Genomic DNA, 22,750 nt, shown 5'->3' on the forward strand with positions numbered 1-22,750 from the left:
GCAAACGCTACCTTCAGTTCCTCTCAGTATTTTCTCATGAATCATTCCGGATTGCTATAGTTTTGGCTGCGATCGCCTGTGGAAGTCTAGCTTGCAAGTCAAGCGATCGCAATCTTTAAGCTATATATACGATTAATTGCGTCTTGCCAATAGTTCATTGTCAAGGCGCACAGGTCAATAATTTATTGCTAATTTTGGTTTGAGACTTTGGACTGTTGATTAAATATCCAATTAATCTAAAATCTATCGCCCGTTCGACGATCTGACAATTGGGTTTTCTACAGAGTCTCTATATTGTTGAACTGCTTCAGTGTAGCCAATTGGCAGAACAGCTTCAACGTTTTCATGTGGTCTGGGGATAATTACCCATGATTCAAGAGTACCACCGTAAACATTTTCGGCAGCTTCCACACCAGCCGCCATAGCGGTCTTGACTTCAGAAACATCACCACGAATATTCACTGTAAAACGAGCGCTACCCACTCTGATATAACCAACAAGGGTAACTCGACCAGCTTTGACCATTGCATCTGCTGCTGCTAGCACAGCAGGAAAACCCTTAGTCTCTAGTGCTCCAACTGCCTGTAATGACATAAAAAATCTCCTGTATTAGTAAACTTAGGTGGCGCTACAAGTTAATTGTACGAAGCTTCGCTACAAATTTTAATGGCGAATTTGCTTAGAACATACGGAAAGCTTCAGATTCTTCAGTAAAGTGGATGGGTAGAATGGTCTCCACATTTTCTGGGGGATTAGGAACTATATAGTGGGTGATGACTGTACCAGCCTGTACTTCTTCTCCAGCAGCAATTCCTGCTTCAACTGCTCTTCTAACTTCAGCAACGTGACCTCGAACTGCCACTAATAAGCGAGCGCTTTCCGCTTGACCATAATACACTAATGTGACTGCGGCAGATTTTACCATTGCATCTGCTGCTGCCAACACTGAAGGAAAACCTAAAGTTTCAATTACGCCAACCGCCATTGGCATAGCTTAACTCTCCTGAGTAAAGGATAAGTGATATTAATTGTACGAGGCTTTAGTGCCAATTTTAAAATTTTGCCCAACTTTCTTGGAAGGTAGTTAAGAGTCGAGGATCATATCAATTCCTCCGCTCGCACTAGTAACAATTACGAATTTATTCAAGAATCGCATCGTTTGCTCTTTGAGAATGGTTAGCAGGTTCTGGTTCTAATCAGGCTGTAATTGTCACTTCACATTTTTGACCAAGAAGGAGTCAGCAGCCAGGAGTCAGAATGACGAGTGTGCGAGTGATGAATGACTTAGGGGTATCAAGCCCCTACTAAATTTTCAATTTGGTGGTCTTCAATTAGTGGCGGGTCACAAGCCCCCAGGAATTGCATTCTGAATTCTGAATGCTTCTTCTTTGACCCGACATTGGACGCGCTTTGGGCTGGTTTTGCCCAGCCGTGATGCCCTTGGCTACCACTTTGTATCGCGCAGATAGGATTCAAAGTTGGTCAGGAAAGGAAAATCACGCTGCAACTGTGCTAAATTCGCTCCGTAGCCAACGTTCTCAAACCAGCGATACATCGTGGTTACTTCCTCTCCAACTTGCTGCTCAAACGCTTCAAACGGAATTTGTTGGTAGTTAACGGTTTTGCCCAAAACGCGGCTAAACGCGGCAGCGATTTCCGTCATGCTCATCTCCACACTTGCAACTTCCTGTTCGCGGTTCATGAAATCTGCGGGACGCTCGAACACCTCGGCGACCATTTCCCCGTAATCCTCTTCGGAAAGTTGCTGCAATTTCGTTTCAGGACTGAGCGGCTGGAAAAGCGTTCCCTTTTCAAGCATCGGACGCATCAAGTTGTAATTATAAAAAAAGAAAACTGGACGCATAATCGTGTAAGGCAAACCAATTGCTCGGATGTATTCTTCGATTTGAAATTTGCTGTCGAAATGCGGAATGCCAGTGTTGCGTTCTGCGCTACCCACCGAACTGTAGACGAAATGCTGAATGCCCGAGGCTTTCGCCGCGTCTGCGACAGCCTTGCCCTGACTGATTTCGGCTTCTAATCCGTCTTGGAAGTTTTGCACCGAAAAAACGCCAAAGGCACCTTGCAGAGCGCGCTCAAGTGAAGCGCGATCGCTGAAATCTCCTTCTACGAGTTCTGCACCCGCTTGTTGGAGTACTTGGGCCGCGGGCTTGTTTTGGTCGCGTACAAAGGCGCGCACCGTGCAATTTCCGCGCTGCAAAAGATGACGCGCCACCGCACCACCTTGGTTGCCGGTCGCACCAGTCACGAGGATTGTTTGATTTGAATTTGCCATTTTTATCTCCTTTTGAAGTTGGTCATATGACTTGTTATTCTGCAAAAACTAAGTCATAGATGCTCTACTGCACCGCTCTGATTGTCCGTGGCTTTAGTAGACTTCTTGCAGAAGTCGGTTAAAGGGAAAGGGGAAAAGGGGAAAGGAACTCAAAACCCTTTCCCTTTAACCTTTTCCCTTTCCCCCCTCTTGCAAAAATATATTTTTGCAAGAGGTCTAGTGAATAAGATGAGTCGTTCTGCGTTTATTTTCCCTGTGATGCTTGTTTTTTAATGCAGTTTATGTATTTAAAATTCCATTTTGTCTCAATCCTAACTTGTACATAAAAAGGAAAAAAGTGCAAAACTCAGCACTTCTAATCCAAACATCACCCTGACTTGAATTTGCCTGCTCTCAGTCTCAAGTTATTTCTGAACCCTGTCAAATAATGAATTTAGAATCGCTGCCCCAATCCCTATTGTCTTGACAATACGGTAAACTAAGGTTTATGTTTCCTTCTTTTTTACCTAAAGCAGTTGAGCAACTGAAAGAACCCGCCGCGATCGCATTAGCTCAAAGTATTCAATCTCAGGCGATCGCTACTCCCCTAACTAATCAACCAATCACTACAACTTATGTATGTCAAGGTAGCGGTGGCATACCGATTTTATTAATTCATGGCTTTGATAGTTCTGTATTAGAATTTCGGCGTCTACTACCATTGTTGGCAGTAGAAAATGAAACTTGGGCAGTGGATTTGTTGGGTTTTGGGTTTACAGATAGAACTGCCGAAATTGACTATAGCCCAACTGCAATTAAAACCCATCTTTATTATTTTTGGAAAACCCTAATTAACCAACCTGTAATTTTGGTGGGTGCATCGATGGGGGGTGCAGCAGCAATTGATTTTACACTCACCTATCCAGAAGTGGTGAAAAAACTAGTGTTAATCGATAGTGCGGGTTTGAAGGGAGGTTCACCTATAAGCAAATTGATGTTTCCCCCTTTGGATTATTTAGCCACAGAGTTTTTGCGCAGTCCTAAAGTCCGCGATCGCATTTGCCGTGCTGCTTACAAAAGCCAACAACTTATCTCTAGTGATGGTGTAGATTGTGGAGCATTACACCTGCAAATGCCTAGCTGGAGTAAAGCTGTGATTGCTTTCACCAAAAGTGGTGGTTATCGTGCTTTTAGATTTAAGAAATTATCACAAATTTTGCAACCAACACTGATTTTGTGGGGTGATGCCGATAAAATTTTGGGAACAAAAGACGCTCCAAGATTTAAACGGGCAATTTCACACAGTAAACTCATCTGGATTCAAGATTGTGGTCATCTTCCTCACTTAGAACAACCACAGCTTACCGCCCAGCATATTTTAGAATTTCGCGGTGAGCCAGAGATACAGCGTATTTCAGGTTTATGAGGTACAGCACCAAAATTGTGTAAACCTGTTTTATTAAATTTAGAATTAATAAAATCAAGGTTTTCTGAAATGAGGATATAAACCTGGTGTACCTCACTTACTTGCAATCTGCTGTAAATTGAGCTACTCGCAAAACCACTAATTAAAAAACATTTATGATTTGCTAAATGTGCAAATTTAGATAGTAGAGGAGAAAGGAGGCTGTTTACTGCGATCGCACTCCTTAAGCCACACCATAACCTGTATATGGACGCTTATAAGGCGGATGTAACCCCAAAATAATATCCTCCTTAGTTATACCCATCTCTACTAGTTCTTGTGCAATATCAACGTCTGTCATATTGCGCTGAATCCAAATTTTGCCATTTTTGATGTCCAAATGCATGACACAGTTGTAAACTCGCTTCATTCCCTGCCACCCAACTTCTAAAAGCTGGTAATGGTCATGTTCTGTATCAACAATCAACTGAGATTCAATATCTAAATTGCTAGTTTCAAAGTCAGCGTGAGACTTTAAAAGTTTTTCGATGCTTTGGCGATACTGTTCTATTCTTTCCATTCAACAATTACCTCCTGAAGCGAATCATATATTACTAACTTTACTTGATAAAATCTGATGGCTTCCTTAGTGAACCGCTCTTGAAAAAAAGACTCAAACGTATCAATGGGAACCGCTAAATACAACGTTCTATCTGGTTCACTCATTTGTAAAGCAAGGCGATAGTTCAAAAACTGTCCCAGTGCCGAGTGAAAGTCAGTAATGACAGAACTATTAAGAAAGCTTTTGATTTCAACTGCGATTTTTCGCTCGTCTTTATCAGCTGCCAAGACTTTTTCTGCTGCCAAGTCGATCTCAAATTTTACACGCTCAATCCTGATTTTCAGTGGATCAGCCGTAATTATCCACTGCTCTTTAAGAAGTGCCTGTTTTACAGCTTCATGGAATAGGTCTTTAGCTCCCATTTGTTCTCACATTAACGCGATCGCAATTTATTGAGTTTAATGTTCTTAGCCCACGTAGGTGAGCTTCTCGCCTGTGGATATTTAAAAATTAACCACTACGACTAAAAAACACCGCCGCAATCACAATTAAACCCAACATTGCCAAAGGAACCCAGAGATTAGGTAGATCAGATAAACTCATCACGCAGCCATTATCAGGGATAATTCCTTTTATACAACAACCAGCCTGCACGGAGAACCGATAATGACATCTCCAGATACAGTGATTTGGCTACAAGAACGCACACCTTTAGGAATTCTCTCGCCTGCGGTTTTAGAGGCGATCGCTCAAGTTATGGAACTACAAGTTGTGCCAGAAGGTAGCACCCTAGTGAGCGAAGGTACTCAGCCAGAAGCAGTTTACATTGTTCAAGATGGACACTTAGAAAGCGAGACTAGCAAAACCAACTCAGCCTTACCCCGTGGGTTCCTTCCTGGAGAAGTCATTAACCTCAAAGAATTACTCTTAGATGAGTTGACGCCTTTTGCAATTACGACTCTCAACGAATGTCATTTATGGGTGACACCGGCTGACAAATTTCGCACCTTAGCTACTCAATACCCAGAAATTAATCAGGCTGTTTCACGGGTATTAGCGCAAGAATTGGCTGAGGCGACATCTGCTTTAAGCTACCAACAAGAACGTGCTTTAGCCTTACGTCCATATTTAGTCACCAAGGCGCAACGGGGAATTGTCGGTACAAGTCGTTATGCGGTGCGTCTGCGGGAGCAAATTCGCGAAGCAGCAAGCGATCGCCTTTCAGTAGAAATTTTTGGCGAACCAGGTTTAGAAAAAGATAATATCGCGGCTCTAATACACTTTAGTTCCCCCATGCGGCGAGAACCAATTATTAAAGTTAATTGCGGGATTCTCCAAACCAGTGGTGCAGATTTATTTGGTCGCGCTGGCGGTAAACCCGGACTTTTAGAATGGTTGGGGGAGGGTACTTTAGTTCTGAATAATATCCAAGAATTGCCCCCAGAGTTATTACCAGCTGTAGCGCAGCTAGTCCAAACAGATACATATACTCCTGTAACTCGCCCTGGAGAACCAAAAGCGGAACCTCGTGACAATAGAGCCAGGATCTTAATTGTCTCCGAAAAAACTCAGTCAATTATCGAACGGTGTGTCTGTCATGTAATTAAAGTGCCACCGCTACGAGTACGAAAAGCGGATATTCAAGCCCAGGTAGAATATTACACCAGTCTTTACAGTCGCGCGCGCGGGCTGGCAAAACCGCATATTACCCCAGAAGCTTTGCGTCGCTTGCAAGCTTACGATTTCCCGGGTAATCTTAAGGAATTGAAGAACTTGGTAGAACGAGCGATCGTTCAAGCGGGAGAAGGGAAAGAACTCACAGAAGAAATCTTTTGGTCAGCCGAACCGAAGAAAAAGCAATTTCGCGTCAATTTGTTAAATGTCTATCCTCGGTTGCGGCGGTTTTTGCGGAGTGATTGGTGGCCCGATCGCATTAACTACGGTTTTACAGTAGTGGCTTTCGCCTTACTCGTGGGTGTGTTGTTTATTGGCCCCCAAACACGCGATCGCAATTTTGCTTTAAATCTATTTTGGGCTTGGTGGTGGCCTTTTTTCCTATTTCTGTTTCCCTTTCTGGGGCGGATCTGGTGTTCAGTCTGCCCCTTCATGATCTACGGTGAAATTACGCAGAAATTATCACTTTGGTTGTTCCCACGAAAACTCAAACGCTGGCCGAGGGAGGAAGCTGAGAAATGGGGCGGCTGGTTTTTATTTGGGCTATTTACCCTGATTTTCTTATGGGAAGAACTGTGGGATTTAGAAAATACAGCTTACCTCTCCGCTTGCTTGCTGTTATTAATCACCGCTGGAGCAATGATCTTCTCTGCGATTTTTGAACGGCGGTTTTGGTGTCGTTATCTCTGTCCAATTGGCGGCATGAATGGTTTATTTGCCAAGCTCTCAATGACCGAACTTCGCGCCCAGCAAGGTATCTGTTCCGCTACTTGCACAACTTATCAATGTTACAAAGGCGGTCCCCAAAAAGGCGAAGGGATGGAAACTAATGGTTGTCCCTTATACTCACACCCTGCGCAGTTAGAAGATAACAGAGATTGCGTTTTGTGCATGACTTGCCTAAAAGCTTGTCCCCATCGTTCCGTCGAGTTTAACTTGCGTCCTCCGGGGATTGAATTGTGGACAACTCACGTACCCCGCAGCTATGAAGTTGCACTGTTATTTTTACTGTTAGGTGGTGTATATCTGCATCGTTTGCCCGAATTGCAAGCTTGGTTAGGGCTAAACCTGGATTTAACTGTTTTTTGGCAGCACTTAGGCTTATCGCTGCTAGTTTTGCTCATCCCAGTCGCGATCGCCTTTGCAGCTTATGGCTTAATACAGCTATTGAATTTTGGCCGCAAGCCCAAAGCATTTATTGAGCTGGCCTACGGTTATTTACCATTGGTGTTGGGGGCTAACTTAGCCCACTATCTGCGTTTAGGCTTAGGGGAAGGAGGGCGCATTTTACCCGTGGCTTTTGCTACCTTCGGTTTGCATGGTGAGCAGTTACCTTTATTGGTAGCGCATCCAGCCGTAATTGCCTTTTTGCAAGGTAGTACCCTCATATTTTCTGTATTATTAACAATAGTGTTAACTCAAAAAATTGCGCGCCAACCGCTAAAAACGCTGCTTTGGCAACATCTAGGAGCTATTGGGCTAGGAGCTAGTATGTGGGCAATTATCGTGTTTTAACCAATTAGCCAAAAACCTGGAAAACTTCACCCTGTTCTACTAAAAATCCCTCTCTTTACTAACAACAGAGAAAGATTTACTCTTGGGTAACAGGGTGAGCTTTTAATTTTTAGGTTTCACTGAAGCTCAACCCAACCTAATCCAGTTAGGATAAACAGGGGAGGCAGGGGAGAAAATATTCAGATGATTTTTTACTCATAGTTTAAAGATTAACAGGTAATGCAAGTTCTCAAAAGATCCATCAAACCAGAAACCTATATATCGTTCCTCCACATCTACCCAACGACTTGGGGGACTGCTGGTGATATCTGTTTAGTTCGTGAATCTGTAGCTAAGGAAAGTACAGCGAAGTTTGTCGGTCGCAAAATCCGACTAGCACTTCCAAAAGGATTGGAGCGCGATCGCATAGCAAACTGTCCGATTATCAAAGTTGCAGGTAATGTCGGCGACGGACATCCTAAAGAGCACCCGTTGGAATGGGAGGCTTATGAAGGTGTAGATCCAGAACTAGCTATAGCAGTTCTCAAACCTTGGGGCTTCAAGTTAATTGAACCTTAATGTAGCGATCTGACAAGCTCAACTCGCTTCTGCTCTGCTGCTAAAATTATTTTTCCCCAAAATCGCTCAATTTTCTCCCCCAGCACCATCAGACATTGGCTCAAATGGAAAAGTTGATCTAATGCAAAATTTCCCATTTTCGTCTTGTGTCATTAATTGTGGAAAATCCCAGAGATAGCAGTGATGCGCGTAACGTTATGTTACGCGCTTTGCGAAATACTGTCCTGACTGTCAATAAAGACAGTATTGTGATCGTTTCACTTTGAGCATTCGTTAATAATGTTCACAAGTGTTCAATGTCAATAGACCTTTTGCAGAAGTCAGTGTTTTGAATATCAAACCATAGACAAATATCGGTGTTTATCTGTGTACCCTGCGGGAAGCCACTTCGTGTCTACATCTGTGGTTCCTTTTTTGCTGGTTAGCATTTTTGCAAGAAATGATAGCTCACTTCAGTTAAACCACAGCAACCGACTCGGCTTTAACGGTATTGTAAGCCCAGTCTAACCAAGGAAGCAGTGCTTCAATATCTGCGGTTTCAACAGTTGCTCCTCCCCAAATTCGCAAGCCTGGTGGTGCAGCACGATAGGCTGCAATATCATAAGCAACTTTTTCTTTTTCCAGCAGTTTTGCTAATTGGGTGGCACATTTTGCTTGTGCTTCTGGACTCTGGCTAGTGAACCAAGAATCTATAATCTTCAAGCAAATTGAAGTACAAGAGCGAATTTCTGGGTTTTCTGCCAAAAAATCCGCCCAATTGCTTTGCTCAACCCATGTTGCGATCGCTTTTAAATTGGCTTCACTGCGACTAATTAAGCCAGGAAGTCCGCCAATGCTTTCTGCCCAAGTTAATCCATCAAGGGCGTCTTCTACACACAACATTGATGGCGTGTTGATGGTATCTCCTTGAAAAATACCTTCAATCAACTTACCTTTTTGTGTCAAGCGAAAGAGTTTGGGTATGGGCCAAGCTGGCTTATAACTTTCGAGGCGCTCAACAGCACGAGGCGAAAGTACAATGACTCCATGCTGTGCTTCCCCACCCAATACTTTTTGCCAAGAGTAAGTCAGCACATCTATCTTGTCCCAAGGTATGTCCATCGCAAATACTGCGGATGTAGCATCGCAAATGGTTAGTCCTTGGCGGTCATTTTTAATCCAATCGCCATTTGGGACTCTGACACCTGAAGTTGTACCATTCCACAAAAAAACCACATCATGGCTAAAATCAACAGAGTCTAAATCTGGCAAATTGCCATAGGGTGCTTTAATCAGGCGAGAATCAGGTAACTTTAACTCATCTGTGACATCTTTTACCCATTCCTGACCAAAACTTTCCCATGCCAGGATGTCAAGGGGTTTGTGTCCTAACAGTGACCACAAAGCCATCTCTACTGCACCAGTATCAGACGCCGGCACGATACCCAAGCGGTAATCAGCAGGAATACCCAGGATTTTCTTAGAACGCTCAATTACTGCTGCTAATTTGACTTTGCCATCCTTAGAACGATGGGAACGACCAACACAGGCGTTTTCCAGTTTAGAAACAGACCAACCAGGGCGCTTTGCACAAGGGCCAGAGGAGAAGTGAGGATTAGAAGGTTTGCTTATGGGAGGAGAAAGGGGTTGCGACATGCGTGCAGTATTAGACAATTACTTAATGATGTACATAGTATCGGAGAAGCAGTACTATATGATGTACCTATTCCCAATTCCACATCACATCCTTCCTGTTTATACCAAAATATTTGGTGAAAAAACTTCATTGAATTTGTGATTATTCTTGTTCTTTAGTAGGGGGAACTTGCTTAATGAATGTCACAATTCTTTCTACCTCTTGAAAACCGACCTGACGATGAAATTGATAACTTCCCGTGTTATCTAATAAAGCATCTGAGGCAATTTCCAGACATCCATGTTCACGTGCCCACTGTTGGGCATATTGAATTAAATATGTGCCTACACCTTGCTTTCGATATTCACTTTTAACATAAATTCCTTCTATATATGCAACAGGGCTTTGAGTAGCACCAGGCACATACTCATATCTCAGCGAGAGATTCATAAATCCAATTGCTCTTCCACTGTCATCTTTAATCAAAAATGCTGCCTCACGCGGAGATTGAAGAATATTGCTCAGACTCGCGTGCATTTCTTCTGGGGAATCATCTGGCCACAGTTGCAAAGCAAGATTTAACCATGTATCGAAGTCATCTTGGTTAACTGGGAATATTTTCATTCTTGTCTCCTCTAATCTCATACTAATACCCTTTCTCTAAAATCTGACTACACATAAATCTCCGCATCTCCTTGTCTCCGCATTCCCGCGTCATCATCTGTTGCTTTTTTTTTGGAGAATTGGTATAAGTTGCGGCCTGTTATAGTACTTGAGATTAATCAGATTGCTTTCCTTCACTGCGTTCCGGTTGCAATGACAAATACTACCTTTAATTGCAATTGAGTACCAGCTAGCTTGCTCAGAGTAGCAAGTTTTACTTCTATATTCTGGCTGCTGAATTCTGACTCCTGAATTCTGCTGGAAATTTCAGATTTTGCGTAGCGGTTCTACATTCTCGGTAAATTTCGCCCGGCACTATTAGCTATAGACTTAGCTTCGATAAAGATGTTTTTGATATCTGGATGCTGTGTGCGAATTTTCTCCTCTAAGCGTTCTACTGCTAAGGCTAAATCTTCAGCTGATAGATGTTTGCGAAATTGAATTTCTAAATTTAATAATACTTCCTGTGGACCCAGGTGCATAGTTAGTATGCGCATCACCGCTTGTACTGCTGGATCTGTAGTTGCTATAGCACGAATATGGTTTACAGTGAGAGTATTAGCACTTTCACCTACTAATAATCCTTTGCTTTCATGGGCTAATATTACAGCCACTACACCCAGAATAATACCAATAATAATTGAGGAAATCCCATCAAAATACGGGTTTTGAAATAAATGTTCCAGAAAAATGCCTAGTAATGCAACTAGCAAGCCTAAAATTGCAGCAGAGTCTTCAAATAAAACTGTAAATATAGTCGGATCTTTACTAGCTTTGATTGCCTGCCAAAAAGTTTGTTCGCCTTTGCTTGGTAAAAATTCTTTTAAAGCTATAGTCCAAGAAAAGCCCTCAAAAAATATGGCAAATCCCAGGACAATATAGTTCCAAAATGGATCTGTCACTGGGCTAGGATGAATTAAATGAATAACCCCTTCATAAAAAGACATACCTCCACCAATGGCAAAGATGAGGATTGCAACAATTAAAGTCCAAAAATATAATTCCTGACCATATCCAAACGGATGACTATCATCTGCTGGTTTTTGGCTCATGCGTATTCCCAAAAGCAGTAACAATTCGTTGGTAGTATCTACCAGTGAATGAATGCCTTCAGATAGCATAGCTGAACTGCTAGTAACAGCAGCAGCGATGAATTTAGTAATAGCGATCGCTAAGTTAGCGCCAATAGCAGCAAAGATAGTTTTCCTGGATGAATCAGAAGACATAAGCACTCATATTGCCTGAACAATATAATATGTACCTATCTTGTTATTGACCTGTCATCTTAATTTAGGTTGAGGTTTTCTGTTTGCAAAATGTTCGCTAGATTGATATCTGCTTCTACTAAACAAGCATGACCACTATGAGGTAAAATTACTAGTTGCGCATGAGGAAAAATCCTAGCTAAGTATTGAGCTTCAGCTTGTGATGATAAAAGTCGGTCGTGCTTACTAGCCTCCGTGACCTCTGCGGTTAGTTTGTTGTTGAAAATTATGCAAAAAATCTATTCAACAGCAACCTGATAATTGTGTTGTTCCCAACTACTATTACTTATCCAAAAGAAGGTAAATATAATTGGCTGTTGCTGCTCAGAAGCAATTGAAATATCAACATAATCCACTCCCAATTTTGTAGAAGTTGAAGGTGTATTTTTAACTGTTTGCCAATTATCTTGTGACCAGTGTAGTTGGAAGGGTGCTAAAGCTTGAATTCGCAAAGTTTGACCTTGTTTCACCTTACTTACCTGGCGGTTGAACTTCCAGATTTCCAGTGATTTACATTGAGATCGTGCGCCTAAATATCTCTGAGCCACTTGGGGAATATAATCAAATACCCGATCGTCATGATGCGATCGCACTAGTTTTAAATACTCGGCATGGGCCCACATCAGGGGCATTGCTGAGCCGATTGGTTTTCCTAAATACATATGAATATCAGGTTGATCGGCTTCATCCCAAATCTGTTCTGGTAATAAACAAGTATTTGAGGCAAATCCTTCCATTGCTTTGATCAATGTTTTGATATCACCGCCAGCAGCTAGTTCATAATGTCCGCGTTCTCCGGTAAGTAATGGCCAAGCGCGTCCCTTACCCCAATCAGTATATGGACTACCATCTTCTTGCTGTCCGTAGCCGTCGTGGTTGTAGCGCCGCCAGCAGGGGCCAAAGGGTGTCTCTACTTTTAATACTGCATCAATTACTTTGACAGAATCAACAATAATTGGGTCATCTGGCTGACGAATTCCGTAACGGACTAGTTGTAGAAATCCTGCATCTACAATTTCCTTGGCGGGATAGGCTGCTGGTTTACCAGGCGGTTGGCTGCTAATGTAAATCGTTCCTTGGTTGGGGTTTTCGTTGGGATGAGGATTGTTGATATCTGCGGGAGTAATCCGGATATAATGCCGTTTAATGCCAGGAACTAAAGTGCCTTCGGTAGTAACTGTCCAAGCTTCAATATGCGCTTCTAAGAAATCGGCATATTCTTCGATAAATTGCGCTGTGGCTTCATCACCACGTTGACGCGCAAATTGAGCTGCACAAATCAGCGCCGCAATATTGGATGCGAGAGTTGAAGGAGAGTAACCACTGTTTTCTTCCCAGCGTTCTTGTTGGGTAGCAGGGCCGTAGCGAATTAGATAACCAGCTGCTCGCAGAATTGTAGGATAGATATCAAAGTTCAAAGTAGCGTCTTCTTTTTGCAACAGCCGCGCCAGCAAAATCGGAAACGCTACCTCATCTAATTGAATACCTGTCCAGTAGGGTGTACCATCAATCCAAAAATTTTGCGCAAAGCCGCCGTCTTCTTGCTGAATTGTGGCGAGATAAATTAGCGATCGCATTGCGGTATCTGTTTCACCTGCCGCGACTAAACCTGCAACGCTGCTGACTAGATCCCGCGTCCAAACTAAATGATATCCGCCTTGTTCTTGGTCGTCTTTGGCTTCACCCCAAGGAATCGCCAAGGATGCAATTAAAGCGCCAGGATAACTTTTATCTTCATGTGCTAACAGCAGACTAATGCTGTTGTGATATAGCTTACCTTGATCATAAGAAAACTTTTCCAGAGGCAGAATATCACGGCGAGATCGCGTCCACTGTTCGAGATATTGCTGCTTCTGCTGTGAGAAAGGCAGATTCAGCGATTGAAATAGTGTGGAAACTGCGTTGTGCAGAGTGCAACCAAAGGCTAATCCTAAAGTAAATTCGCGATCGCTATTTAGATCTAGTTCGCCTGTAATACCCAGATTACCTTCTACAGCATGGTCAAATTCCCAATCCATGCGGAAATCATCAGCCAAATCTGTCCAGCCATCACTTTCACCTACATAGCCACAGGAAAAACGGCTAAAGGGAATGGTTGCACCTAGCGCTAGCCAGGTTCCGCCTTTGTGTGCTGTCAAAATATACTTACCAGCCACTTCTACAGCCGCAGCATTGTTTCCCCAACCTCCCACGTCTAGATGAGGTGCACATAAAGCATATAGCTGGAGTTGCGAGAGAAATTCTGCTTCTCCTTCTAATTTAGTGTGCTGTAGTACGCAGGAAAGATGCGGATCGCTAATAACTTCCTTAATGATGGCGTAACGTCCTTCTGGATCGGAATTCGTAATGCGATATCCCAAACCATGAGTCCATAGATGCTCCACTTTTGTTGTGAGATGGCGTTTCTCTTCGTGGAAAAAGCTTTTCCCGTCAGAAATGAGGTATTGCAAATCTCGAATCTGGGGTTTATCTACAGTTGGATGGTAAACTTCCGTGACTATACCGTTCCAGATAGTAAACCAAATGCGGCTGGAAGTGGAGTAGGCAGTCCCTACAGCATCTTTATTAGCATGATTCCACCGAGGTTCGATCCCTGGTGCGCCAAAAGCTTGTTCTCGATCCAGAATCTTTACCATAAATTATCTAGCCAATCAGCTTTAAGTAGCCTGGTGATGTTTGGGTGCTGCTGTTAGTCTGGGTCTACTTTAAAAACTTAGAGCTTTTCTTACTTCTTCCTTATGGAGGAAGGTTATCTGTCTACTACTGCCCTTCCCAAAAATTACTTATTAAAAAACCATTTTAATTGTTAGTTTCAGCGTTATGTTTGCCTAACTAGTTTTTCTCAATTTTGAATTTGAGCGCTCGTCTATTTCATCTACTATCAGGCATGATTAACTAACTTATTTTATACTCCAAAAATTTGGCTCTATCTGATTTATTTGCATTTACTACAATTACTTGTCATTCCTGTGACAAAAATATGTTTTTCTTTTGTAGATTTGGAAAAATATTTAGTTTTACTCTGATATCAATCTTGAGAAAGATATGTTTGAGATGCAGATCAATGTAGTTTTAATTTATTGATTGAACTTAAATAATCAATTATCTCCTTACATAGGAATGTAACTTATGCAAGTTATTTAAATAATTTTTAGCAACTGAGATAGATGAGCAAAAAAGGTCGTCTCAATGAAAAATTTTTACCACTATGTATAAAACAATTATCTTCCCCTTCGGGTTCGTCACTTAACGGCAGTTGCTTCAACGCGGGGAACCCGCGCAACACACTGCCTTCTTTATGCCGGGGAACCCGTCCACCGCAGTGACTCACCTTCTGCCTTCTGCTTTCTGCCTTCTGCCTTTCTTCGCTCATAACTGCTATGTTTACTTTTTTAGAATATTTATTAATAGCCGGTTATATTGCAGCGCTACTTGTGATTAGCCACTGGATTGGGCAGAAAGCCTTTTCTTGGATGCCTCCTGAAGCTACAGCAGAAGCTCAAAGAGTAGATGCTTTATTTAGCTTTTTAGTCTCAGTGGGAGCCTTCATTTTCCTAGGGCTAGTTGGCATCATATTGTATTCAATAATTTTCTATCGGGCACGCCCAGCAGACTACAGCGAAGGACATCCTTCTCGAGGTGATGTCAGGCTAGAAATACTGTGGACAGCAACCCCAACTCTGTTAGTCTTGTGGATTGGTTTTCAAAGCTTCAACATTTATCAGCAATTAAATATTTTAGGTTTAAAGCAAATCGTGCATTTGCATACACCTCTAGACTCGGCACCTGCTTACGCCGCACAAGTCAGCGATGTTCCCAAACCTGCTGCCCAAACAATAGATGTTTACGCCAAGCAGTGGGAGTGGTCTTTCCATTATCCAAATAATGCCACTAGTCAGGAATTACACTTACCTGTAAATCGTAGTACTCGCCTGAATCTGCAAGCGCAGGATGTGATTCATGGTTTTTATGTGCCTGAGTTTCGCTTAAAGCAAGATATTATTCCCAAGCGGGATATTGACATTGTGCTGACGCCGATTCGTACAGGTAAATATAAGCTCAAAGATTCGCAATTTAGCGGAACTTACTTTGCCTTGATGGAGGCGGATGTTTACGTTGAATCTTTGGAGGATTATAACCAGTGGCTCACCCAAACTGCTAGTTACAAACCAGCGATCGCTAAAAATCAAGCAGTTGCTGAGTATACCCAACCAGTAAAAACCTTATTTAAAAGTGGCTGGGACACTGTTGCCCCTGCTGCATCTAATGTTGCCAATCAAAGGAAGCTAAATAATGACACATGACTCTAGTGAAGGTGCGATCGTGGATAGAGAGCCGAAAAGCTCCTATAACGAAGCTGTTGATAACTGGCAGCAATACTTCAGCTTCAGCACCGATCATAAAGTCATCGGTGTGCAGTACATGATCATGACCTTTATTTTCTTCCTGATTGGCGGACTGTTGGCAATGATCATCCGTGCTGAACTGCTCACCCCAGAAGCAAATGTGGTTGACCGCCCGCTATATAACGGCTTGTTCACCATGCACGGCACGATCATGATTTTCCTGTGGATTATTCCATTCAACGCAGGTTTATCTAACTACCTAGTGCCGCTGATGATTGGGGCGCGGGATATGGCGTTTCCCCTGCTCAATGCCATCTCTTTTTGGATTCTGCCACCTGCCGGGCTGCTGCTGATGTCTAGCTTCTTGTTACCTAACGGCACCGCCCAGAGTGGCTGGTGGTCTTATCCCCCAATCAGTCTGCAAGTTCCACCCGGTCAACCAATTAACGGAGAATTCATTTGGATTGTGAGTTTAATCTTGATTGGGATCTCTTCGATTATGGGAGCCGTCAACTTTGTTACTACCATCTTTTGGATGCGGGCACCAGGGATGACATTTTTCCGGATGCCAGTGTTTGTTTGGTCGGCCCTCAGCGCTCAGTTATTGCAGCTAATTAATTTACCTGCCTTAACGGGTGCATTGATTCTGCTGTTATTTGACCTAGCTTTTGGTACGCAATTCTTTAAACCGCAGGAAAATGGCGATCCAATTATCTACCAGCATCTATTCTGGTTTTATTCCCATCCAGCAGTGTATATCATGGCGCTACCAGCCTTCGGTATTATTGCAGAGGTGCTGCCAGCTTTTGCCCGTAATCCCTTATTTGGTTATCGGTCAGTAGCGATCGCTTCTTTTGGTATTGCTGTAGTTAGCATTTTTGTATGGGTGCATCATATGTTCACTAGTGCTACCCCTGGCTGGATGCGGATGACATTCATGATGACTTCGATGTTAGTCGCTATACCCACTGGTGTGAAAGCCTTTGCTTGGACTGCTACAGTTTGGAGAGGCAGGCTACACCTAGAAACACCAATGCTATTTGCTTTGGGAGGTGCAGCCATGTTTATTTTCGGCGGTGTCACTGGAGTGATGCTAGCTGCCACGCCCTTTGATATTCACGTCAACAATACTTATTTTGTAGTAGGTCATTTCCACTACATTGTTTTTAATACGATCACAATGGCAATCTTCGCAGCCATTTACTTCTGGTTCCCAAAGATAACCGGAAGAATGTACGCCGAAGGCTGGGGGAAGCTACATTTCTGGTTGACCTTTATCCCTGCTAACATCACCTTCTTCTCCATGCACCCATTAGGTTTGCAAGGAATGCTGCGCCGAGTTTCCTCCTACGACCCACAGTATCAAGGTTGGAACGTCATCGCTAGCTTGGGGGCATTTTTGCTAGGAGTATCCACACTACCATTTATCGCCAACATGGTAGGTTCTTGGCTATACGGGCCGAGGGCGGTTAACAATCCTTGGCACGCCACCGGTTTAGAATGGACAACCTCCTCACCACCTCCACGAGAAAACTTTGCAGAGATTCCGGTTGTCACAAGACCACCTTACGACTACGGCGATCCAAAGTACTCAATCATTGAGCCTGATGAACAAAGTTAAGCTCGTTAGGATTTTAGTGTTTATTACCAAGATCATTAGCCCCCAATTTCCAGAACTATGCAACGCCGCACCATTCATATAGATGAAAGTCCGATCCGTTTTGAACGGTGGCGGCGACGCCTACCAAATTGGTTGCAGCGTTTTTTACCCAGTGGTGGCGGAAGTCATGAAGATCATCATGGCAAAGGAATGTTTGGGTTTACCATATTCCTGCTGTCGGAGAGCATAATCTTTTTGAGTTTGATTTTTACATACGTCGGGCTGCGATTGACAACTCAAAACTGGCTGCCACCTGGGGTTTCAGGTCCGGAATTATCCAATTTTGTGATTATTAGTACGGTAGTGCTGCTTTCGAGTAGCTTTGTTATTCAGCCAGCAGAAAATGCTCTCAGGCGTCGCAAACTCAATCAATTTCGCTTGCTATGGCTGATAACGATCGCAATGGGAAGTTACTTCCTCATTAGCCAAGGAATTGAGTGGCATAATCTCAACTTTGGGTTAACTACAGGGCTAGTTGGTTCTACATTCTACGTCCTCACAGGTTTTCACGGTTTACACGTTCTAACTGGTGTGGTGTTACAGATCATCATGCTTGTCCGTTCCTTTATCCCAGGTAACTACAACAAAAGCCACTTTGGTGTCAGCGCGACTACTTTGTTTTGGCATTTTGTGGACGTAATTTGGGTTTTTCTATTCTCACTTCTCTATATTTGGCATCCATAAACATATTTTTCAGGAGCAGTTTTATGAATTTATACCTCCAAGACATCCCAGCTTCAGATTTGCCCCCAAAAGCAATTCAAGAAACGCCAGGGCCAACTAAAGACCCCCTAATTGCCCGTGGTTTACAAAAAGAACAATACGTTTCTATTGCTATTCTGGCACTTATTCTTGTTGCCGCTGTGGGATTTTTTAGCCGGAGAGTTGAATACGCTATTATGTTTGCTTTTGCTCTCAGCATCGTTTTTATAGCGTTCGTTTTACTTATTTAGATAAGGCAGAAGGCAGGGGGCAGAAGGGAAGATACCTTCTTCATACATAATGATGATTAATAAGAAGGTATAAAGAAGAGAATAAACATTTTTTTCAGTTGTTTATTCGTTCAATCCTTGTTCTTTGTGAACATAATTTTTATCCTTGCTGCCAGCTAACTTTATTCACAGATAAGGTTAGGGAATTCCAAGATTTTTGGCAATTGAAATAATTCTATTCTTATAACTTTCTGCCTCCTGCCTTCTGCCCTCTGCCTTATCCAAACACACAACATAGGAGATATTTTATGAACAGCCCAGTTTATCAAACTGTCATTGTCGGCGGTGGTTTTACCGGGCTATTTACAGCCTTACACCTCGCTCACGAACACTATCCTCGCTCTGTAATTTTGATCGATCAAAACGATCGCTTTTGCTTTAAGCCATTACTCTATGAATATTTCGATGGCGAGATGGATACCTTTCAAGTAGTACCGCGTTTTTCAGAATTACTTAAAGGTAGTGGTGTCATTTTTGTACAAGATACGGTGCAATCAATAGACTTGCAGCAACGGGAAGTTAAATTGATTTCGGGAAATTCCTACAATTACAGCAACTTAGTCTTAGCTGTGGGTAGCGTTACTAGTTATCAGCACGTTGAAGGAGCCAAAGAACACGCCCTAGCTTTCTGGACGCAGCAAGATGCGATCGCCATTGACAAACATTTGCGTAGCTGTTTACAAAAAGCCTTACAAACTGAAGATGCAGAACAACGTCGGCAATTACTCACAGTAGTTGTGGTTGGTGGTGGTGCTTCCGGCGTGGAAATGGCAGCTACTTTAGCGGATTTTCTGCCACATTGGTACAGTGCGTTGGGAGGCAATTCTAATGAAATTCGCGTGGTACTGCTCAATCACGGCAAAGAAATCCTCAACGGCGATATTAACGATCCGCTGCGCCCAACTGCGGAACAGGAATTGCAAAAACGTGTTGTTCCTGTAGAAATTATCTTGGAAGCAGGAGCAACTGCTGTTCGCCCCAACGCAGTTGAATATAAACGCCACGATCGCCTTGAAACACTGCAAACTTACACAACAATTTGGACAGCCGGCACTTCCACCCATCCCTTGATTAAAGACTTGGCTATTCCGCAAGAACATCGAGATAAACGCGATCGCCTCCTCGTCACGCCCACCATGCAACTTTTGGATTTCCCCGAAGTCTTTGCAGGCGGTGATTGTGCAGCAGTTCAAGATAGTTCTTTACCACCGACAGCCCAAGTAGCTTACCAGCAAGGAGCTGATATTGCCAAGAATTTAAAAGCGATCGCTTTGGGCGAAGATCTTCAACCAGCCCAAGTTAATATTCGTGGCACACTCTTGAAATTAGGGCTAGGTGCTGCTGCTGCCAACCTTTTTAATACCTTTGAAGTAGCTGGTGAACCCGCCCACTTGATTCGCCAAGGCACTTATTTAACACTATTGCCGACTCCCATTCATGATTTTAAAGCCACTACTGAATGGTTAGATGAAGAGATTTTCCACAATCACGTTGCTCCTCAAGATGTGAGTAAAAAAGTCGTGCAAGCGGTGGAATTAGTCGGCGCAGGAGTTGTTAGTGTTTTAGTGGCAAGAAGATTATTAAAAATGTTGGGAAGTGAGGATAAAAATCAAAGTGAAACTTAAATGACAGGGTGTTTTACAGCGTAGCGCACCGCTTTTTTGGTGTGTTACGTTATTTTTTACTCTCCCACGCTTTCAAAAGCCTTACTTCATCTTAGGCTACTATTGCGATCGCATCAGTAAAGATTGAAGCATTTTGCTATTATATCCACTTAACATAGGATTAGTATCTGATTTTTGAATTATACGTAGGGTGGGCATTGCCTACCATATCCGGGTTTTGGTAGGCATTGCCCACGTTACACTGAAACTTTGACATTTGGATTCGATTTGAGTTTTGCCAGGGAAGTTTTAGATTTTGAACTCAGAATTTTCAGTTTTTAGGTTTAAAAGTGCTCTTCTGAGGTTGAATAATCGCGATCGCCTCGCCAAGTCTGCTATTTTTTATCACAATTTGTTTGCGAAAAAGAGCGAGAACGGCATGATTTATTCATTAGCCAAACCCAAAAACCTGTAAATTGACAGTGAAAACACTATCCAGTGCTATTAATAAAGCGGGAATCTTCTTTGCACCTTGGTCAATAGTGGTTGCAATGACAACAGGGATACTGCTCAGTATTCCAGTTGCAAGTATAGCGCAACAGCAACCCAATGCAGCTTCAGGTGAGCAACAGGCACAATTAAAGGAAGCTGAACAACTCAATCAACAGGCAGAAAAGTTATACCGCGAAGGTAAATATATTGCTGCCATCCCCTTAGCAGAACGCGCACTGGCTATTCGAGAGAAACTACTGGGTAAAGATCATCCTGATGTTGCCGAAAGCTTAAATAATTTGGCTAAACTCAATCATAAACAGGGAAACTATCAACAGGCTTTACCTTTATTTCAAAGGGCATTGGTGATCCGAGAAAAAGCACTGGGTAAGGCACATCCCCTTGTTGCTCTGACGCTGAATAATGTAGCGCTATTGTATCAGGCACAGGGAGACTATCAACAAGCTCTATTTCTATTTCAACGGGCACTGGCTATTAGAGAGAAAGCACTGGGTAAGGAACATCCAGATGTCGCTGAAAGTTTAAATGATTTGGCAGGATTATACTTTGACCAGGGAAACTATCAACAAGCTTTACCTTTATTTCAAAGGGCATTGGCTATTAGAGAGAAAGCACTAGGTAAAGAAAATCCCGATGTTGCTGAAAGCTTAAATGATTTGGCAGTATTATACCGAGAACAGGGAAACTATCAACAGGCTTTATCTCTGTTGCAACGCTCTCTAGCAATTAGAGAAAAAACACTGGGGAATGTTCATCCCGATGTCGCCCGCAGCCTGAATAATTTGGCACAAGTTTATAAGGATCAGGGAAAATATCAGCAGGCGGAACCTTTGATACAACGTTCTCTAGCAATTAGAGAGAAAACATTGGGCAGCGAACATCCATTGGTCGCTATTAGTCTGAGTAATTTAGCACAATTGTATCAGGCACAGGGAAACTATCAACAGGCTGAACCTCTGTTTCAACGCGCTTTGGTTATCAATGAGAAAGTCTTGGGTAACTCACATCGAGAGGTCGCCACTAACCTGAATAATTTGGCAGTATTGTACGTGGAACAGGGAAAATATCAACAGGCTGAACCTTTGTTGCAACGCGCACTAGCTATCAATGAGAAAGTACTGGGGAATGTTCATCCCAATGTCGCCCTGAGCCTGAATAATTTGGCTGCACTCTACCAAGAACAGGGAAACTATCAACAGGCGGAATCTCTGTATCAACGTGCGCTAGCTATCAATGAGAAGGTACTGGGGAATGTTCATCCCAATGTCGCCATGAACTTAGGTAATTTGGCAATCCTGTACGAGGCCCAGGGTGATATTACTCGTGCTATTGAATTTTCAAAGCGTGGGCTAGAAGTTGAAGAACAGAATCTGAATCTAATTTATGCTGTCGGCTCAGAACAAAGAAAACAAAGCTACGTGAGAACTTTTACAGGGAGAACTAATGTTACTATTTCCCTATCTCTGCAAGAAGCTCGCAATAATTCAACAGCAGCCTCGTTAGCATTAACTACTGTCCTGCGTCGCAAAGGGCTAGTATTAGATGCGATGGCTGACAGCATCCAAATACTACGCAGTAAACTTGAAAGCAACCCCCAAACCCAAAATTTATTTGCTCGATGGTTACAAGTACAACAGCAACTCTCAGCATTAGTATTCTCTGATTCAGGAAAACAAACTGCTAACTCTAAAACACAATTAGAGCAACTAGAAGCCGAGAAAGAAAAATTGGAAGCAGCGATTAGTGTTGAAAGTGCTGAATTCCGCACGCAAACTCAGCCAGTAGAATTAGCAGCAATTCAAAGCAAAATACCTCAAGATGCAGCTTTGTTAGAAATTGTCCAGTATCAACCATTCAATGCCAAAGCCAAAACAGATGACCAAAAATGGGGTGAACCGCACTATGCAGCCGCTGTGTTACGCTCCACTGGTGAACCAAAGTGGATTGACTTAGGAGAAGCCGCAGCAATTGATAAATTGGCTATGAATTTACAAGGTTCCTTAGCCACAGGAAGACCATTCAAAAAACTTGCTCGCAGTTTAGCCCTCTTCTGTGACTTTCCCTAGATAAAAAGATGTAACCCTTACCAGACAAGAGTTTTAG

The 22,750-nt window shown here is 42.8% G+C and carries 19 protein-coding genes; 9 read left to right on the forward strand and 10 right to left on the reverse strand.

From position 1 onward, the window contains the following. Positions 1-243: 243 nt before the first annotated feature. The 3 genes from BV372_RS15755 to BV372_RS15765 all read right to left on the reverse strand — a co-directional run bounded on the left by BV372_RS15755 (position 244) and on the right by BV372_RS15765 (position 2,296). The gene (locus tag BV372_RS15755; RefSeq protein WP_086687443.1) at positions 244-594 is read right to left on the reverse strand and encodes a carbon dioxide-concentrating mechanism protein CcmK; all 351 of its coding nucleotides are present in this window, start codon (positions 592-594) and stop codon (positions 244-246) included. Between the two features lie 85 nt (positions 595-679). Beyond that, positions 680-991 carry a carbon dioxide-concentrating mechanism protein CcmK gene (locus tag BV372_RS15760; protein ID WP_086687444.1) on the reverse strand — a complete coding sequence of 104 codons (312 nt, stop codon included), beginning with the start codon at positions 989-991 and terminating at the stop codon, positions 680-682. A gap of 453 nt (positions 992-1,444) precedes the next feature. Continuing rightward, the gene (locus BV372_RS15765; RefSeq protein ID WP_086687445.1) at positions 1,445-2,296 is read right to left on the reverse strand and encodes an NmrA/HSCARG family protein; all 852 of its coding nucleotides are present in this window, start codon (positions 2,294-2,296) and stop codon (positions 1,445-1,447) included. 487 nt (positions 2,297-2,783) lie between these two features. On the opposite strand from BV372_RS15765, the gene BV372_RS15770 reads away from it, so the two are divergent. Beyond that, on the forward strand, positions 2,784-3,701 hold the full coding sequence (locus BV372_RS15770) for an alpha/beta fold hydrolase (protein WP_086687446.1): 918 nt from the start codon (positions 2,784-2,786) through the stop codon (positions 3,699-3,701). Between the two features lie 223 nt (positions 3,702-3,924). Here the strand turns inward: BV372_RS15770 and BV372_RS15775 are convergent, their stop codons facing one another. Continuing rightward, on the reverse strand, positions 3,925-4,260 hold the full coding sequence (locus tag BV372_RS15775) for a XisI protein (RefSeq protein ID WP_086687447.1): 336 nt from the start codon (positions 4,258-4,260) through the stop codon (positions 3,925-3,927). Then, a complete protein-coding gene (locus tag BV372_RS15780; RefSeq protein ID WP_086687448.1) occupies positions 4,248-4,664 on the reverse strand; it encodes a XisH family protein in 417 nt (138 codons plus the stop codon). The genes BV372_RS15775 and BV372_RS15780 overlap by 13 nt, the downstream gene beginning before the upstream one ends. 244 nt (positions 4,665-4,908) lie before the next feature. Between BV372_RS15780 and BV372_RS15785 the strand changes: the two genes are divergently transcribed. After that, positions 4,909-7,431, forward strand: coding sequence for a sigma 54-interacting transcriptional regulator (locus tag BV372_RS15785; RefSeq protein WP_086687449.1), 2,523 nt, complete (start codon positions 4,909-4,911; stop codon positions 7,429-7,431). Positions 7,432-7,650: 219 nt separating this feature from the next. After that, positions 7,651-7,989: a hypothetical protein gene (locus tag BV372_RS15790; protein WP_086687450.1), complete on the forward strand. Its 339-nt coding sequence runs from the start codon at positions 7,651-7,653 to the stop codon at positions 7,987-7,989. Here the strand turns inward: BV372_RS15790 and BV372_RS36350 are convergent. From BV372_RS36350 to BV372_RS15810, 5 genes are all read right to left on the reverse strand, one after another. Beyond that, positions 7,986-8,126, reverse strand: coding sequence for a hypothetical protein (locus BV372_RS36350; RefSeq protein WP_179198113.1), 141 nt, complete (start codon positions 8,124-8,126; stop codon positions 7,986-7,988). The two genes, BV372_RS15790 and BV372_RS36350, sit on opposite strands and share 4 nt — an antisense overlap. A gap of 319 nt (positions 8,127-8,445) precedes the next feature. After that, a complete protein-coding gene (locus BV372_RS15795) occupies positions 8,446-9,624 on the reverse strand; it encodes a phosphoserine transaminase (RefSeq protein ID WP_086687451.1) in 1,179 nt (392 codons plus the stop codon). A gap of 142 nt (positions 9,625-9,766) precedes the next feature. Then, on the reverse strand, positions 9,767-10,228 hold the full coding sequence (gene aac(6'), locus BV372_RS15800) for an aminoglycoside 6'-N-acetyltransferase (RefSeq protein ID WP_086687452.1): 462 nt from the start codon (positions 10,226-10,228) through the stop codon (positions 9,767-9,769). A 326-nt stretch (positions 10,229-10,554) separates the two neighbouring features. Further along, complete coding sequence (locus BV372_RS15805; RefSeq protein ID WP_086687453.1) at positions 10,555-11,493, reverse strand: cation diffusion facilitator family transporter; 939 nt, start codon at positions 11,491-11,493, stop codon at positions 10,555-10,557. Positions 11,494-11,771: 278 nt separating this feature from the next. Next, the gene (locus tag BV372_RS15810; protein WP_086687454.1) at positions 11,772-14,168 is read right to left on the reverse strand and encodes a glycoside hydrolase family 15 protein; all 2,397 of its coding nucleotides are present in this window, start codon (positions 14,166-14,168) and stop codon (positions 11,772-11,774) included. Between the two features lie 744 nt (positions 14,169-14,912). Between BV372_RS15810 and BV372_RS15815 the strand changes: the two genes are divergently transcribed. From BV372_RS15815 to BV372_RS37650, 6 genes are all read left to right on the forward strand, one after another. Then, complete coding sequence (locus tag BV372_RS15815; RefSeq protein WP_086687455.1) at positions 14,913-15,836, forward strand: cytochrome c oxidase subunit II; 924 nt, start codon at positions 14,913-14,915, stop codon at positions 15,834-15,836. Further along, positions 15,826-17,499, forward strand: a complete 1,674-nt coding sequence (ctaD, locus tag BV372_RS15820; RefSeq protein ID WP_086687456.1) for a cytochrome c oxidase subunit I — start codon at positions 15,826-15,828, stop codon at positions 17,497-17,499. Before BV372_RS15815 ends, ctaD begins: the two co-directional genes overlap by 11 nt. Positions 17,500-17,556: 57 nt before the next feature. Further along, entirely contained in the window at positions 17,557-18,222 is a 666-nt protein-coding gene (locus BV372_RS15825; protein WP_086687457.1) for a heme-copper oxidase subunit III, read from the forward strand. Between the two features lie 23 nt (positions 18,223-18,245). Next, positions 18,246-18,491, forward strand: coding sequence for a hypothetical protein (locus tag BV372_RS15830; protein WP_086687458.1), 246 nt, complete (start codon positions 18,246-18,248; stop codon positions 18,489-18,491). 287 nt (positions 18,492-18,778) lie between these two features. Continuing rightward, complete coding sequence (locus BV372_RS15835; RefSeq protein ID WP_086687459.1) at positions 18,779-20,155, forward strand: NAD(P)/FAD-dependent oxidoreductase; 1,377 nt, start codon at positions 18,779-18,781, stop codon at positions 20,153-20,155. Positions 20,156-20,616: 461 nt separating this feature from the next. Continuing rightward, the gene (locus BV372_RS37650; RefSeq protein WP_256973247.1) at positions 20,617-22,713 is read left to right on the forward strand and encodes a tetratricopeptide repeat protein; all 2,097 of its coding nucleotides are present in this window, start codon (positions 20,617-20,619) and stop codon (positions 22,711-22,713) included. Positions 22,714-22,750: the final 37 nt, after the last annotated feature.

It is taken from the genome of Nostoc sp. T09, assembly GCF_002154695.1.
Classification (GTDB): Bacteria; Cyanobacteriota; Cyanobacteriia; order Cyanobacteriales; family Nostocaceae; genus Aulosira.

Excerpts from the sequence above, each read along its gene's own strand:
- BV372_RS15755 (WP_086687443.1), bottom strand. The coding sequence starts at position 594 with ATGTCATTACAGGCAGTTGGAGCACTAGAGACTAAGGGTTTTCCTGCT.
- BV372_RS15760 (WP_086687444.1), bottom strand. The coding sequence starts at position 991 with ATGCCAATGGCGGTTGGCGTAATTGAAACTTTAGGTTTTCCTTCAGTG.
- BV372_RS15765 (WP_086687445.1), bottom strand. The coding sequence starts at position 2,296 with ATGGCAAATTCAAATCAAACAATCCTCGTGACTGGTGCGACCGGCAAC.
- BV372_RS15770 (WP_086687446.1), top strand. The coding sequence starts at position 2,784 with ATGTTTCCTTCTTTTTTACCTAAAGCAGTTGAGCAACTGAAAGAACCC.
- BV372_RS15775 (WP_086687447.1), bottom strand. The coding sequence starts at position 4,260 with ATGGAAAGAATAGAACAGTATCGCCAAAGCATCGAAAAACTTTTAAAG.
- BV372_RS15780 (WP_086687448.1), bottom strand. The coding sequence starts at position 4,664 with ATGGGAGCTAAAGACCTATTCCATGAAGCTGTAAAACAGGCACTTCTT.
- BV372_RS15785 (WP_086687449.1), top strand. The coding sequence starts at position 4,909 with ATGACATCTCCAGATACAGTGATTTGGCTACAAGAACGCACACCTTTA.
- BV372_RS15790 (WP_086687450.1), top strand. The coding sequence starts at position 7,651 with ATGCAAGTTCTCAAAAGATCCATCAAACCAGAAACCTATATATCGTTC.
- BV372_RS36350 (WP_179198113.1), bottom strand. The coding sequence starts at position 8,126 with ATGGGAAATTTTGCATTAGATCAACTTTTCCATTTGAGCCAATGTCTG.
- BV372_RS15795 (WP_086687451.1), bottom strand. The coding sequence starts at position 9,624 with ATGTCGCAACCCCTTTCTCCTCCCATAAGCAAACCTTCTAATCCTCAC.
- BV372_RS15805 (WP_086687453.1), bottom strand. The coding sequence starts at position 11,493 with ATGTCTTCTGATTCATCCAGGAAAACTATCTTTGCTGCTATTGGCGCT.
- BV372_RS15810 (WP_086687454.1), bottom strand. The coding sequence starts at position 14,168 with ATGGTAAAGATTCTGGATCGAGAACAAGCTTTTGGCGCACCAGGGATC.
- BV372_RS15815 (WP_086687455.1), top strand. The coding sequence starts at position 14,913 with ATGTTTACTTTTTTAGAATATTTATTAATAGCCGGTTATATTGCAGCG.
- ctaD (WP_086687456.1), top strand. The coding sequence starts at position 15,826 with ATGACACATGACTCTAGTGAAGGTGCGATCGTGGATAGAGAGCCGAAA.
- BV372_RS15825 (WP_086687457.1), top strand. The coding sequence starts at position 17,557 with ATGCAACGCCGCACCATTCATATAGATGAAAGTCCGATCCGTTTTGAA.
- BV372_RS15830 (WP_086687458.1), top strand. The coding sequence starts at position 18,246 with ATGAATTTATACCTCCAAGACATCCCAGCTTCAGATTTGCCCCCAAAA.
- BV372_RS15835 (WP_086687459.1), top strand. The coding sequence starts at position 18,779 with ATGAACAGCCCAGTTTATCAAACTGTCATTGTCGGCGGTGGTTTTACC.